Origin of the sequence: Methylomonas sp. 11b (assembly GCF_000515215.1) — a bacterium.
GTDB lineage: Bacteria > Pseudomonadota > Gammaproteobacteria > Methylococcales > Methylomonadaceae > Methylomonas.
In genome coordinates, this window is sequence record NZ_KI911557.1 from 18,247 (window position 1) to 31,811 (window position 13,565).

Sequence of the window (13,565 nt, forward strand, 5' to 3'; positions counted from 1 at the left end):
CTGTAGAATGCGCCGCTCTCTACTGCGGAGCGGTAGTTCAGTTGGTTAGAATACCGGCCTGTCACGCCGGGGGTCGCGGGTTCGAGCCCCGTCCGCTCCGCCACTTTCTTGTTTTACCCGCGTTTTCATTTCATCGCTGACGTGGCAATCATCATGAATATCGGCATACATTTTAGTTTGCGATATTCCTAAACTGTTGCCAGATAATTTTGAATGTAAGTGTCAAAGTCGGATCATTAGCGGCTACTCGCTCGTCCAAGATAACTTGATCCACCCAGCAACCTTCATCGATTTCATCAGTCGCCAGATCAAACGGTCCGTTATGCCGGCAGCGGTAGACCTGAATAAATTCCATACCTAAATCGGTGCTAGGCTCCAGTTTGAATAAGCCTTCCAGGCTCTCGGCAGATACGCCCAATTCTTCCTGTAATTCACGCGGCGCGGAACAGGCATAGCTTTCGCCGGCGTCGACGTGACCTGCCGCTGAGGTATCCCATAAGCCTTTGTTCAGATCTTTTTTCATTGAGCGCTTTTGCAGAAACAACTGGCCCGCATCGTTGAAAACCAGAATATGCACGGCCCGATGACGCAGTCTGTTGGCGTGAATCACTGATCTGGGTTGTTGGGCAATAACGGCATCGTCTTTATCGACGACATCGAGAAGTTCGTTGTGCATGTAAACTATCGATTCCTGAGGCAAGGTCGTGTATGGTAGCTGTTTTTAGTGCATGTCGCAGAGAACATATGGCAAGAAGAAGCGAACATAGTCAGGAACAAATCAAGGAAATGGTGTTGGTCGCCGCAGAAACCATCGTTATAGAGGACGGATACAGCGCCCTGACGGTGCGTAAAATCGCGATGGAAATTGGCTATACGGTGGGCAGCATTTATATGGTATTTGCCAATATGAACGATTTGCTGACCCACGTCAAAGGCCGGACACTGGACGAGTTGGCTAAACAATTGCTCCACTGCGTACCGTCCGCCAGCGTCGAGGAAAATATTCTTATCTTGGCGGAAACCTATCTAAATTTTGCCGCCCAGCATTTCAATCGCTGGCGAATGATCTTCGATATCCAGAGTGAGGAGCCTCAGCCTGACTGGTATCTACAAAAAGTGGAGCAGATGTTTGCCATTGTCGAGGTGTTGTTTATACAGCTTACGCCAAGTAGCTCGTCCGAGCAAAGCCGGCTGGCTGCCAGAACCTTGTGGAGCGGCGTGCATGGGATCTGTATTTTGTCTCTAACCGCCAAACCGCAAGTCAGCGATATTGAAGCATCCAAGCTAAGCGTGGATTTGCTAGTGCAAGCCTTTATTCAAGGTTGGAAGGCGCTTGCTCCACTTCAGGTAAGTGCCAAACCACCAGAAAAGTAGCCGCCAGCAGCAGCAAACCCAGGCCGATTAGCGCGGCAATTGGTGTTACATGTTCGGCAGCAGCCAGGGTATAGCCGCCGACCGACAATAACATTGCCACATTCTGGAAAAAATTCTGCATCGCTACCGCGCCGCCGCTGCCTATGCTTTGTTGACCAAGGTCCTGAAGTGCCGCATTGATCGGTACGATAAACATGCCGCCGGCCATACCCATTAAAAACAACACAAAACGCGCCGGCCAAACCGCCTCGGTAAAACTCAGGGCGATGATAAAGATGCTCATCAAATAGGCCGGGATTCGAGCGCGACGTAAATGTTCCAGCGGAATCAAGCGCGGGACCAGGACCGAACCGGCGATGATGCCGATAGCCAAAAATAGCGTCAGATTGGCTATGTCGCTGGCATTATGCGTCATCAACACCAACGGCGCCCAGGCGATGATGATGACCCGCACGCTGGCAGCAGCCGCCCAGAATAAGGACGCGCCAAGCACTGCGAACCGTGAGCGCGGCATCGCCAGAAAAGTTTTAACTTCCAAGTAGAACAGCCTGACTTTCGAGCCGGATGGTGGCGTTTTACGCAAACCAATCGGCAAGAATAGGGTGGTTGCAGCGGAAATCAAAAACAAGACTATTGTGGCAATCAAGGCCCAAGTGGTGGAATGATCGGCCAGTTTGGCCCCGACCACCATGCCAGTTAATATAGCCAGAATTGTCGAACCTTCTATCCAGCTATTGGCTTTGACCAGGCCGTCGTGGCCTGCTAGTTCCGGCAAAATGCCATACTTGGCCGGACTGTATAAGGCAGCGCCGACACCGACCAGACAATAAGCCAATAGAGGCTCGACGTGAAATAACAACAAGCCGGCACCGCAAGCCTTGATCAGATTGGCGACAATCAACACCCTCGATTTAGCATGGTTGTCGGCAAATCCGCCCACCCAGGGAGCCAAGACCACGAATGCCACCAGAAATACGCTTTGCAATGCCGGCACGTACCAGCTAACCGGATGCGCGTCCTGCATCACCATGGCGATGACAGTAAATAAAATGGCGTTGTCGGCAAATGCAGACAGGAATTGCGCGACTAGAAGGGGATAGATGTGTTTGCTCATGGCGTTAAAGGGTAGTTAAGTTAGGCAAGACAGAGGTGGGGCCACGCTCAAGCGGGCTCGACGTTGCCTTCCAGCAATCGCGCAGCTAACGCGGTAGCTCCTGGATAATCGGTTTTTCCGGTTGCCAATACCGGCAACTTATCCAGCACAAACACTTTCTTGGGCAGATTGATGGTAGCCACACCGGTCGAGGCTTCGGCCAACTGTTTGGCGTTGGCGTCGCGGCGAGTAGTCAACAATACCAGTTGTTCGCCTTTTTTCGGATCGGGCAGACTTACGACTACGTGTTGCGCATCCGGCCAGGCGTTGATGGCCAACTGCTCGACGGCGGTCAGCGAGACCATTTCCCCGCCGATTTTTGCAAAACGTTTGCTGCGGCCGCGAATATGAATAAAGCCCTCGTCGTCGACATGCACTATATCGCCGGTATCGTACCAGCCTTCGCCATAAGCGGCCGAGCAGGGCGGTACCAATACGCCGGGATTATCCGGCAGTAAATAGCCTTTCATAATGTTCGGGCCGGCGACGTGTAATTTACCGGCATTTTCGATACCTGGCACTGGTTCCAGCTTGTGTAGCATATCTGGCATGAAACGGCCCACGCTGCCGGCTTTATAATCCATTGGCGTATTCACCGAAGTTACCGGCGAGGTTTCGGTAGCGCCGTAGCCTTCCAGAATACGGATGCCGAATTTGTCTAGCCAAGTGGTACGGGTGGTTTCCTGTAATTTTTCCGCACCGGCTACCACGTAACGCAGGGAGAAAAAATCATAAGGATGGGCTTTTTTGGCATACGCGGCCAGAAAGGTGTTGGTGCCGAACATGATGGTCGCACCCACTTCATACGCCATTTCCGGTATTACCGCGTAATGCAGGGGTGAAGGGTAGAAGAAGCTGGTCATGCCGTTCAGCACCGCCATCATGGTGCCAACGCTGAAGCCGAAAGAATGAAACATCGGCAAAAAGTTTAGTACCACGTCGCCCGGACCGAAATCGATGCGTGACCTGATTTGTTTGTGATTGGCTAATATATTGGCGTGCGACAATACCACGCCTTTGGGTAAGCCTTCCGAGCCGGATGTAAACAGCACGACCGCCGCATCGTCAGCATCATAGTCATGACTTTTGTACCAAATTCCGGCGGATTTAGCCTTTAGCCATCCGAGTAACTTGTCGGCACCGGTTAACGATGCCGCCAGATCTTCCAGATAGACCAGTTTGACATGTTGTGCCAATGTGGCTGTGTCATCCTCAAGATGCGCCAGTTCGATGAACTTGCGCGAAGTCAGCACGGTGTTGACTTGCCCGGTACGGCAGGCCGCTGCCATGCCATTTGCACCGATTGAATAATTCAACATGGCCGGTACTCGTCTATAAATCTGCAAACCCAGAACCACGTTCAGCGTCTTGCAGCTATTCGGCAATAGCACGCCAACATTTTCACCAGTTTGGGTAATTGCGCTAATCAGTTTACCAACGATTAGGCTACGGGTTATCAATGCGTCGTAGCTTAAAGGTTTGCGCTCCAGATCCTCGGCAACGGTGTAGCTACCACCATATAATGTGCGAGCTTCCAGCAATGCCGAAAAAATGGTTTGTTGGTAATGGCTGGTGGCAAACATCATTTCGGTCATGATGTCGGCCAGGATGTGACCGCTATGTTTGCGGCGGGCTTTACCGGTCACGTCGCCGTGCGTTTCTATCAGCGTGGGCGGCTGTATATGAATGGCGATGCGTGGAAGCCAGTGTTTGCGCAAGATTCCGCCCATTCTGGAAAAGCGGCTAAATTCGGCACCTTCAATTCGAACAGGCAGTATCGTCGCCCCCGACTTGTCGGCAACCATGCCGGTGCCATCATAGATTTTCATTAAGGAACCGGTGACCGTGATGCGGCCTTCCGGAAAAATCACGGTTTTTGTGTCGCTTTGTAAATGATGAATCAACGCTTTTAATGACAGGGGATGCGTCGGGTCCATCGGAAACACTTTTGATAAACGCAAGAATGGTTTCAGCCACCAGCGTTCCGAGATTTGGGTGTTGATCGCAAAGGTGATGTCGTCCGGCAAAAACACGCCCAACAACAATGGATCGAGAAACGAGGTGTGATTGGCGACGATCAAGACGCGGTTGCCGGCTTTGGCATAATTATCAAGCCCGTGGACTTTCACTCGATAGACTAGCGTCAACAGCCAGCGTAAAACAACTTTTAACATAGTATTCCTCCCGTAAGCGCATATTAGCAGACAGATTGCGATTTGCCGGGAGGCACTATAAACATAAATTAAACTGTGTTCAATTCAAATTTTTCATTCCTAAAACACAAATAAAAAAAGCCAACTCTCCCGAGATGGCTTTTGTGGGTTTATAACGCAATCGGAAACTATCGATAAAAGACTGCGCAGCCTTCCTTAGCCCCTATGCCGCAATTTTTCTTGTGCCTTTGCGAGCGCCAAATACCGCTAACAAACCCGGAACAAACAAAAATATCGAGGCTGGCAAGGGCACTGCTGCCGGTACGGCAGTGATCTTAACGTTCCCGCCTTGCGCTGTCCCGCCGATTGATGTGCCGTCGAAAGTATAAATTTCTGATGAAGCGCTGAAATTGATTAAGTAAGCAGTATTAATCGCGCTAACTGTAAGTGCTTTGAACGTTATGGTGCCCAATAAAGTTGGCCCGGTTATATTCAAGCCTGTGTTTGCAGAACTTGTGGGGGATAAATCTTCAGCAAAGTGAATGGAACCCGAACCACCTATGCCAGGTGTAATGGTGTTAATAAATACTGCCGAATCGTCGGTGCCAAAAATACTGGTGCTAGTTAGGGACTGCGCCGACAGATTGTTACTGTTGTATGTCAAGGTCAGATCGAAAGCACCAAAATCAGCTAAACCATCGACATAGATATTGGCATCAAAAAATGAGCCTACAGTAGTGGTATAGATATTCGAATTATTTGGAAATTTGAGACTTAAAGTGGTCGCTTCCGCAGTATGGAAAAAACCAGCGGCAGCTAATGCCAGCAATCTAATAAATAAATTTTTGTTCATAACGATTCCGTAGATTTGTGGTCTGTCGGGGCCTGCACCCCGACATCATGCTTAAAAAATTGAAACAGCACTTATGGTGTTGGAGTAACCAAAGCACATTTTGGTAAAGTGCAAAGCGTCGCTGCTTTTCTGTGGTCGGCGAGATTGACTCTTAAATCGCCATTCACATCGGATGGGTCACCTGCGCTAACTACTTGGCCGTATTTAGCTTTGATGGTATTCAAATCATTCAAATCAATGTCGTTATCGCGATCTGTATCGCCAGGGCCGGTTACCTTTACGGTATAGGCTTTAGAAGCCGCGGTGCCATCGGTATCACTTGCGGATACGGTAAAATTAAACACACCCACTTTTGACGGCACACCGGATAACAAGCCGGTGTCCGAATCGATTGCCAACCCGTTAGGTAACGCACCTGTAGTAACGTTTACAACGTAGGGTGTATTACCGCCGTTAGCGACAGGCCGTTGTGGAAGTAGCTCATTGACACTGCCGTTTTGCAACGCATCGACCATGCTGAACGGTGTGGCAGCCAAAAACTCTGTCATTTGCGCGCCCAGATATTCACCGACGACGGCTACCGTGCTGCAATCAAAACTTTGAGTTTCGCCAAAAGCGTTTGTTACGTCCACGACGTCTAAGCCGGAAATGCCGTCCGCACCGACTGCGTCACACATGGCTTCGCCTTTTTCACCGTCTATCGAGGCAGCGGGACCCGCATAGGCATAAAACTCATAGCGGCGGGTAATGACTTTGTCACCATTTTCGCCCATATCCTCGGCTTTGCCGGTTAACTCAGTCTTCTTGCTGCTGGCGCCGTTTCGTGTTTGTAATAAATGCCATTCCGACTCAACTTCGTCAGGTTCGCCGTTGGTCCAGTCAGGGAGGTTGTCGCCATCATGGTCATCGCTGATCAGATCGCCCAAGGCCAAAGGCCGGGTTTTATGTGTTTTGGTTTTGATGACCTTAACCCAGCTAGGTTCGCCAAATTCTTTAACCACGGGTTGCGGAACGACGGGGGCGGGAATAGTCGCAACGACTTGCGCGGGAATGCCAACAACTGGCGGGGTAAAATCAAAAACGGGCGTGCTGATAAGTAGCGATGGACCGACAACGACTTTGCCGCTGGCGTCTTTGACTAGCCAGTTGTATTTAACAGCACTGTAGGGATTGGCGTTTCCATACGCAAAATGCACACCAAAATGCTCGCAACCAACGTTTTGAGCCAAGTTATAGCAAGACGGGGCGCTATTAGGCGGTAAAAAATTAGTGAAGCCAGTTTGAAAGCCGCTGGCTACCGGTTGTTCATAACGAACAAACGTTTTTGGATGCGCCGGGTCGGTAAGGTCTTCACGAATTTTTCCGTAACCATAGTGATTACCTGGGTAAGTGCTGATGACGTCTTTGCTGTGACAATCGTCTAATTCTATTTCGATACCGTATACGATTTCGCCAGTGCGGTTCATCGCATCAAAATTGCCTAAAGAGCCCCTGATGTTGCTCGCCTCGGCGGCAGAGCCAAGCGCTAGCAATGGCAATAAGAGAGTCATCTTTTTCATAGTGTGTTCCCTGTTGATTAGTGGTGTGTAAACTGACCTAAACTAGCAATGAAACTGGCGGCGTACTAATCAACTAAATCAAAGCAAATTCCCGGTTTTAATAAGCCCAAATAATGCCGTATGGGGATCTAAAAAATCGGGAGTTAAAATAGTTTTGCCGCGAGGCATGTAGTGAGTTGCCTAACTCGGAAAGCAGATTTCAGACTGTCAGGCAACTTAAAGTCGGGAATTTATAACAGCGGAAAATGAATTTAAAATTAAAACTGCGTCAATTATCACGTTTCTATTGTCATTCCTTTGACTTTTTTCCGGTGAGCATAGCTTTTACCAGGCTCTCTCGGTGGAATCTGCTGGAGATAATGACACCGGCTATATGCAGGGCAATCAATACCAGCATAAAGTTCGTTGCACCTTCATGAATTTCCTCCCAAAATTCTTCGTCTTGGCTTTCCATCTCTGCTTTTCCATCATCGTCGTCGTCTTCTGCATGGGCAGCACTAATCAAAGTTAGCGTTGTCGGATTGGCAGCCAGCGGGCCTCGGCCTTCTTCTATCGCATATACTTTTAAGCCGCTGACAGTCACAACCAGCAGCGTAGAGAGCAATGCCATGACCATCCAGCCGCCCAAAGGATTGTGGCCGACATAATGTTTCGCGGAACCTGCGCGCAGTTCGCGTATATAGCGGTAAACATTCCCGGGAGAACGGACAAAATCGCTAAAGCGGGCATGGCGGCTGCCGATTATTCCCCACAGAATGCGGAAAATAATCAGACCCAAAACCGTGTAGCCGGCGTAAATATGCCAAGCGTTTTCTTCCTCGCTGGTGAAATAGGCCACAGTAAAGGCAAGGACCAACGACCAGTGAAAAATACGGATAAAAATGTCCCAGACCGCTACGGTGTTTTCGTTATTCATGTTGTTTACCTCGGTATGCTTAGTTGCGGATATAGCTAGTCTAGGAAACCGAGATAAATCCAATCTTAAAAGTTCGGGGTTAAAATAGTTTTCTCCGAGTAACTCTTTGAAACCAACCTTTGTTATGACTCAACTATGCGACTATTGCTGGTAGAAGATGATCCAGGCCTGTCCCGATCCTTAAAAGCCGACCTGGAAAGAGCCGGGTTTGCGGTCGATTTGGCCATGGATGGCGAAAGCGGCGAGTTTTTAGGCATGACTGAATCCTACGATATCGTCATCCTGGATTTAGGCTTGCCGAAAATGCCCGGACTAGAAGTACTGCGACGTTGGCGGCAGGCGGGCAATCATGTGCCGGTCATTGTGCTGACGGCGAGGGATGCCTGGCATGAAAAAGTCGATGGCTTTAAAGTGGGCGCCGATGATTATTTAGGTAAGCCGTTTCATATCGAGGAGTTACAGGCACGCATCCAAGCCTTGTTAAAGCGCATGCACGGGATGATGCAGCCGCAACTGTGTGGTTGCGGTGTGACCTTGGACGAAGACAGACAAACGGTCAGTGTCGATGGCGCTGAGCATGCCGAGTTGACGGCAATCGAGTTTCGTTTGCTGCGCTATTTCATGCTGCATCCCGGCAAGCTGCTCACCAAAAGCCATTTACTTGAGCACGTGTACGAAAGCGATGGCGACCCCGCCAGCAACGTTATCGAAGTGTATATCAATCGGTTACGGCGTAAATTAGGTAAGGATTTGATCGCTACTCGGCGTGGGCAAGGCTACATCTTTGGCGAAAAGCCATGATCTCGTTACGCCAGCGGCTCAACCGCGGCTTGATTATTATCCTGAGTATGGTGTTTGCCGGGCATTGGTTAGCAGCAGATTGGGTGATTCGCTCCGTGGCGGAAAAACAAATGCTGACCCGCTTGCAACACGATGGCGACTCGTTGCTCGATACATTGAAACGCAATGCCGAAGGCGAACTGATCTTCGATAGCTCGCATGCAGGCACCGTTTACGGTCAGGCGTATTCCGGCCACTATTTCGTGATCCAGATTGAGGGAAAAGCCTATTATTCAAAATCGCTGCAAGATGGGGTTTTGCCTTTCGCCACGGAGCCTGTCAATACCGCCAGGCAATTCCATTTTCCCGATGGGCCGCATCATCAACCTTTGCTGGTCTTGAGTCGAGGTTTCGAGCGGTTTGGTCATGCAATCACAATTAGTATTGCCGAGGATTTGAGCGATATTGGTCACGATATAGATCATATCCGGCTCGCCTATCTGGTACTGACGGCCATGGTACTGCTGACTGCAATCGCCCTGCAAAGTAACGATGTGCGCAGATCGCTGAAACCGTTGCAGGCCGCGCGGGATGAATTGGCGGAAATTGCCTATGGCCGTCAGTCACAGATCCAAGCCAGAGTGCCGGCGGAAATCAAACCCTTGGTTGCGGAAGTCAATCGCTTGCTAGTGCTGGTTGAGAGGCGCTTGCATCAATCGCGCACGGCGATTGGCAATTTGGCTCACGCGTTAAAAACGCCTTTGGCGATGCTGTTTCGGCTGGCTGAAAATTCGCAACTCGATGATCATCCGGAGCTGCGCAATCAGCTGCAACAGCAAACTCAAGCGATACACGAGCGCATCGAACGAGAATTAAAACGCGCCCGTATCTCCGGTAATCTGCAAACTGCCAGTGTGTTTAATTCGCAGCAAGAACTCACGGCCTTAGTCATGCTTTTGCAAAACGTTTATGCTGAGAAAAATCTAACGATCAAAGTAAATGCCCCCGATCAACTAATCAATTTTGATCGGGAAGACATGCTGGAACTGACCGGTAATTTGCTGGATAACGCCTGCAAATGGGCTGATAAGCAGGTCGTAGTCACGGTTGAACATGAGGACGGCATTACCATCAGTGTCGAAGACGATGGCCCCGGTTGTTCGTTGCAGGATATGCAGCAATTAAGTAAGCGGGGATTACGGCTGGACGAAGCAGTGCAGGGACATGGGCTAGGCTTGGCGATTGTGCGTGACATCGCCGTATTTTATGGCGGTACGCTGGAGATCATGCGTTCCAAGCAGCTAGGTGGTTTGCATGTGAGTGTGCAATTCCCAAGGTGGATAGCTGCAGCATCGGTATAATTCCCGCTTCTTTTGCATTTACCGTTTGATTGCTTATGACCACCGTTAACACCGAAAAACTTTCCAGCGCCCGTTTTGCCGAAGCCACCGATGCTTTTGTCGAAGAATTTACCGCTTCAGTCAATTTTGACCGGCGCATGGCCCGGCAAGATATTCAAGGCTCTCTGGCGCACGCGGCCATGCTGTGCAAGATAGGTATTCTGACTGAGCAGGAGCTCGCCGACATTCGCAGCGGATTGATGCAAATCGGCGGTGAGATCGAACGCGGCGAGTTCGTCTGGTCGATCAAGCAGGAAGATGTGCACATGAACATCGAAGCGCGTTTGACCGATTTGATCGGCATTGCCGGCAAAAAACTTCATACCGGCCGTTCGCGTAATGACCAGGTCGCAACTGACATTCGCTTATATTTGCGCAGCGAAATCGAAACGATATTGGCGCAGTTGCAACGCCTGCAAATCGCTTTATTGGATGTGGCGGAGCGCGAGGCCGACACCATCATGCCGGGTTTTACCCATTTGCAAGTCGCACAGCCCGTGACATTCGGCCATCATCTGATGGCGTGGTTCGAGATGCTGTGCCGGGATAAGGAGCGTCTGCAAGACTGCTGTAAACGCCTTAATGTGATGCCGTTGGGCGCCGCGGCATTGGCTGGTACCAGTTATCCTATCGACCGTTTCATGACTGCCGAACTATTAGGATTTTCCCGGCCGTCGAATAACTCCTTGGATTCGGTCAGCGACCGTGATTTTGCGATTGAGTTTGCGGCGGCCGGCAGTTTAATCATGATGCATTTGTCGAGATTCTCGGAAGAATTGGTGTTGTGGGCCAGCGCGCAATTCAATTTTATCGACATTCCGGATGCGTTTTGCACCGGCTCCTCGATCATGCCGCAAAAGAAAAACCCGGACGTACCGGAACTGGTGCGCGGCAAATCCGGCCGGGTCACCGGGCATTTGGTGTCCTTGTTAATGCTGATGAAAAGCCAGCCCTTGGCGTATAACAAGGACAATCAGGAAGACAAGGAGCCTTTGTTCGATACCGCCGACACCTTAATCAATTGTTTACGGGCCTTTGCCGATATGATGCCGCGCATTCAAGCCAAACGCGAAAATATGTATAACGCCGCCAAAAGAGGATTCGCCACCGCTACCGACTTGGCTGATTATTTGGTTCGCAAAGGTATGCCATTCCGTGATGCCCACGAAGTCGTAGGTCAGGCTGTGCGGCTAGGACTACAAACGGAACGGGATCTGTCAGAATTAGCGCTCACAGAGTTGCAGGGCTTTTCCGCCACCATTACAGCTGACGTTTTCGACATTCTGAAACTGGAAGGTTCGGTCGCTGCCCGCAATCATATCGGCGGCACCGCACCGGCAGCGGTTCGTCAGGCAATATGTGAAGCAAGACAACAAATACCCCACTAAATCCTGGAAATTGGCTTTTTAACTGCTACCCTTCGAGCATCGTTTGATTCGGAGGGTGGCATGCCCCAATATTTTTCCCGACTGCTTGCTGAACCATCGCCTGATGAGCGCCAGCAAGAAACCGACTTTTGGCACGACCGGGAACTGAGCTTATTTAGCTGTCCCGACGCCGATGCCGATCAAGTATTGACCTCCATAGTTTTCAAAATTAGTAGAAACCCGAAAGATCTACTGGCGCATCTACGCAGGATTTATATTTGTTACGACCGGCATCTGTCCGAGCAACTCTACGCAGCCTTGTTGGATTTAGTGATTATTTTGGATGGGAAAGGGACTTCGATTAGTCGCCGTATGATACAAGCTAGTCAGGCGCGACTGCATGGTCAGCAATGTCAGGATTTGCTTAAAACTGATGCGAAGGAGCCACAAGGTAATCGATATTCGCTGTTTAGCAAAGGAATGTTGGGTAGCCGCGAACTGGTCAGGTCCAGACAGCAAACGGAAGCTCAGCATGATTATCTGGCCTTAGCTAACGACTTTATCGAATACAGTCAGCTTGAACAGGCCATGGATGTGTTGGAAACCGGCATCACCCTTCAGCATGATCGTCCGGATTTACAACTGGCTTTGTTAGAGCTTTATAAATCCACAAAAAACCGCGAGCGCTTTCAAATCAATCGGCAACGCTTTAGCGACTCTGCCATTGTCCTAGATGCTGAATGGCGGGAATTGGCAAATTACTTTGAAGGACAGGCATCATGAGCAAGCCGAATAAAACGCCATTTCGAATCGCTCTGCATGGCATGGATAGCCGCACCTGTAAAACCATGGAAATGTATTTGAAGGGGCCATGCCGAGGGGTTGCCGTCGTGGTTGACGATGCCGAAGCCGACATCGATATGATCGACGCGGATCACCCTAAAGCCCGGGATATTTTGGATGCCAGAAAAGCCGCCGCGCCGGGCCGACCGATCATCTTATTGTCGTTACAAAACCTGCAACTGGATAACACTTATTTCATCAAGAAGCCGGTGAATGTCGAACAAATAACGGCGGTGCTCGACAAAATCAAGGCGGTTGCCGAAGCTCGCAAAGCTATTACCGAACGTACGAAAATTGCGCAGGTAGCACCAAAGATACCTGATGTGCCGGAACCGCCCAAAGACGAGACGCCGAAAAAAATGACTATGGATGTCTATGTCAATAAGGCTAAGGCACCAAACTCAGGTGATTCCGCTGAACACCATAAAGCCAGCAAACATCAATCGGCGATGCAGTTGAACGAAGGCGGCTTCACCGCGTTTTTGGGAACACTGAGCGATATCGATTTCGACGACGAGGTGCAGTTGTTAACAGCCTGTTACGACCCCAGGCAGTATTTTTTGGGCTACGTGATGTCGGCCTATAAAACCGCTAATTTGCAGTCGCGCGTCTTGCAACTTTGCTCGATTTGGAAACCTTTGACGATTTTTCCGGAAAACCAGGAAATCTGGGTAGATGCCGACGATAAACAAACCCGCGCATTTGCCGGGATGCCATTAGGTAAAGGATCCGTAGGCAAAATGATTTTGACGGCAGTCGATTCCACAACCGCTATTCAGCGCGCCGAAGACAAGTTTCAAGATATGGGCGCTTTTGTCTGGAAATTGGCAATCTGGACATCCAAGGGACGCTTTCCGATAGGCCTGGATATTCAACGGCCGGTCTACTTGGAAAGATGGCCGAATTTTACCCGGCTGGTCATCACGCCAGATGCTTTGCGCATTGCCGCATTGTTGGTTCAGGCACCGAGAACGCCGCTGGAAGTCGCTGGTCTGTTACATGTCAAACCGCAGTATGTGTTTGTGTTTATTAGTGCGTGTCATGCCATAGGCATATTGAAACAGAGCGAACGTCAAGTCGATGCGGTGATTGCCGTGGAACAAACCAAGAAGCCTAAAAATGAAGGTTTATTAAGCAAAATTCTCAACAAATTGCGCGGCGCTTAGC

The 13,565-nt window shown here is 50.0% G+C and carries 12 protein-coding genes and 1 tRNA gene; 7 read left to right on the plus strand and 6 right to left on the minus strand.

What is annotated here, in order from left to right; all coding sequences use genetic code 11:
• Positions 1-26 precede the first annotated feature (26 nt).
• Positions 27-103 (plus strand) — tRNA-Asp (locus METH11B_RS0100105).
• Positions 104-172: 69 nt separating this feature from the next.
• Here METH11B_RS0100105 and METH11B_RS0100110 read toward each other — a convergent pair.
• The gene (locus tag METH11B_RS0100110; protein ID WP_026600205.1) at positions 173-676 is read right to left on the minus strand and encodes an NUDIX hydrolase; all 504 of its coding nucleotides are present in this window, start codon (positions 674-676) and stop codon (positions 173-175) included.
• Between the two features lie 68 nt (positions 677-744).
• On the opposite strand from METH11B_RS0100110, the gene METH11B_RS0100115 reads away from it, so the two are divergent.
• Positions 745-1,374, plus strand: a complete 630-nt coding sequence (locus METH11B_RS0100115) for a TetR/AcrR family transcriptional regulator (RefSeq protein ID WP_026600206.1) — start codon at positions 745-747, stop codon at positions 1,372-1,374.
• Here METH11B_RS0100115 and lplT read toward each other — a convergent pair.
• The 5 genes from lplT to METH11B_RS0100140 all read right to left on the minus strand — a co-directional run bounded on the left by lplT (position 1,313) and on the right by METH11B_RS0100140 (position 8,008).
• Positions 1,313-2,488, minus strand: a complete 1,176-nt coding sequence (gene lplT, locus METH11B_RS0100120) for a lysophospholipid transporter LplT (protein WP_026600207.1) — start codon at positions 2,486-2,488, stop codon at positions 1,313-1,315. The two genes, METH11B_RS0100115 and lplT, sit on opposite strands and share 62 nt — an antisense overlap.
• Before the next feature lie 47 nt (positions 2,489-2,535).
• The gene (locus tag METH11B_RS0100125) at positions 2,536-4,701 is read right to left on the minus strand and encodes an AMP-binding protein (protein ID WP_026600208.1); all 2,166 of its coding nucleotides are present in this window, start codon (positions 4,699-4,701) and stop codon (positions 2,536-2,538) included.
• Between the two features lie 202 nt (positions 4,702-4,903).
• A complete protein-coding gene (locus METH11B_RS0100130; protein ID WP_026600209.1) occupies positions 4,904-5,533 on the minus strand; it encodes a cohesin domain-containing protein in 630 nt (209 codons plus the stop codon).
• Positions 5,534-5,604: 71 nt separating this feature from the next.
• The gene (locus METH11B_RS0100135) at positions 5,605-7,092 is read right to left on the minus strand and encodes an Ig domain-containing protein (protein ID WP_026600210.1); all 1,488 of its coding nucleotides are present in this window, start codon (positions 7,090-7,092) and stop codon (positions 5,605-5,607) included.
• Between the two features lie 289 nt (positions 7,093-7,381).
• Complete coding sequence (locus METH11B_RS0100140) at positions 7,382-8,008, minus strand: cytochrome b/b6 domain-containing protein (protein ID WP_026600211.1); 627 nt, start codon at positions 8,006-8,008, stop codon at positions 7,382-7,384.
• Between the two features lie 135 nt (positions 8,009-8,143).
• On the opposite strand from METH11B_RS0100140, the gene METH11B_RS0100145 reads away from it, so the two are divergent.
• The 5 genes from METH11B_RS0100145 to METH11B_RS0100165 are packed head-to-tail and all read left to right on the plus strand — an operon-like array spanning position 8,144 to position 13,564.
• Positions 8,144-8,809 carry a response regulator transcription factor gene (locus METH11B_RS0100145; protein WP_020481947.1) on the plus strand — a complete coding sequence of 222 codons (666 nt, stop codon included), beginning with the start codon at positions 8,144-8,146 and terminating at the stop codon, positions 8,807-8,809.
• The gene (locus METH11B_RS0100150; RefSeq protein ID WP_026600212.1) at positions 8,806-10,149 is read left to right on the plus strand and encodes a sensor histidine kinase; all 1,344 of its coding nucleotides are present in this window, start codon (positions 8,806-8,808) and stop codon (positions 10,147-10,149) included. The genes METH11B_RS0100145 and METH11B_RS0100150 overlap by 4 nt, the downstream gene beginning before the upstream one ends.
• A 35-nt stretch (positions 10,150-10,184) precedes the next feature.
• Complete coding sequence (gene argH, locus METH11B_RS0100155) at positions 10,185-11,576, plus strand: argininosuccinate lyase (protein WP_026600213.1); 1,392 nt, start codon at positions 10,185-10,187, stop codon at positions 11,574-11,576.
• 60 nt (positions 11,577-11,636) lie between these two features.
• Positions 11,637-12,338 (plus strand): type IV pilus assembly protein FimV, encoded by a 702-nt coding sequence (locus METH11B_RS0100160; protein ID WP_026600214.1) that lies wholly within the window; start codon positions 11,637-11,639, stop codon positions 12,336-12,338.
• Positions 12,335-13,564, plus strand: coding sequence for a hypothetical protein (locus METH11B_RS0100165; protein WP_026600215.1), 1,230 nt, complete (start codon positions 12,335-12,337; stop codon positions 13,562-13,564). Before METH11B_RS0100160 ends, METH11B_RS0100165 begins: the two co-directional genes overlap by 4 nt.
• The last annotated feature ends 1 nt before the right edge of the window (position 13,565 follow it).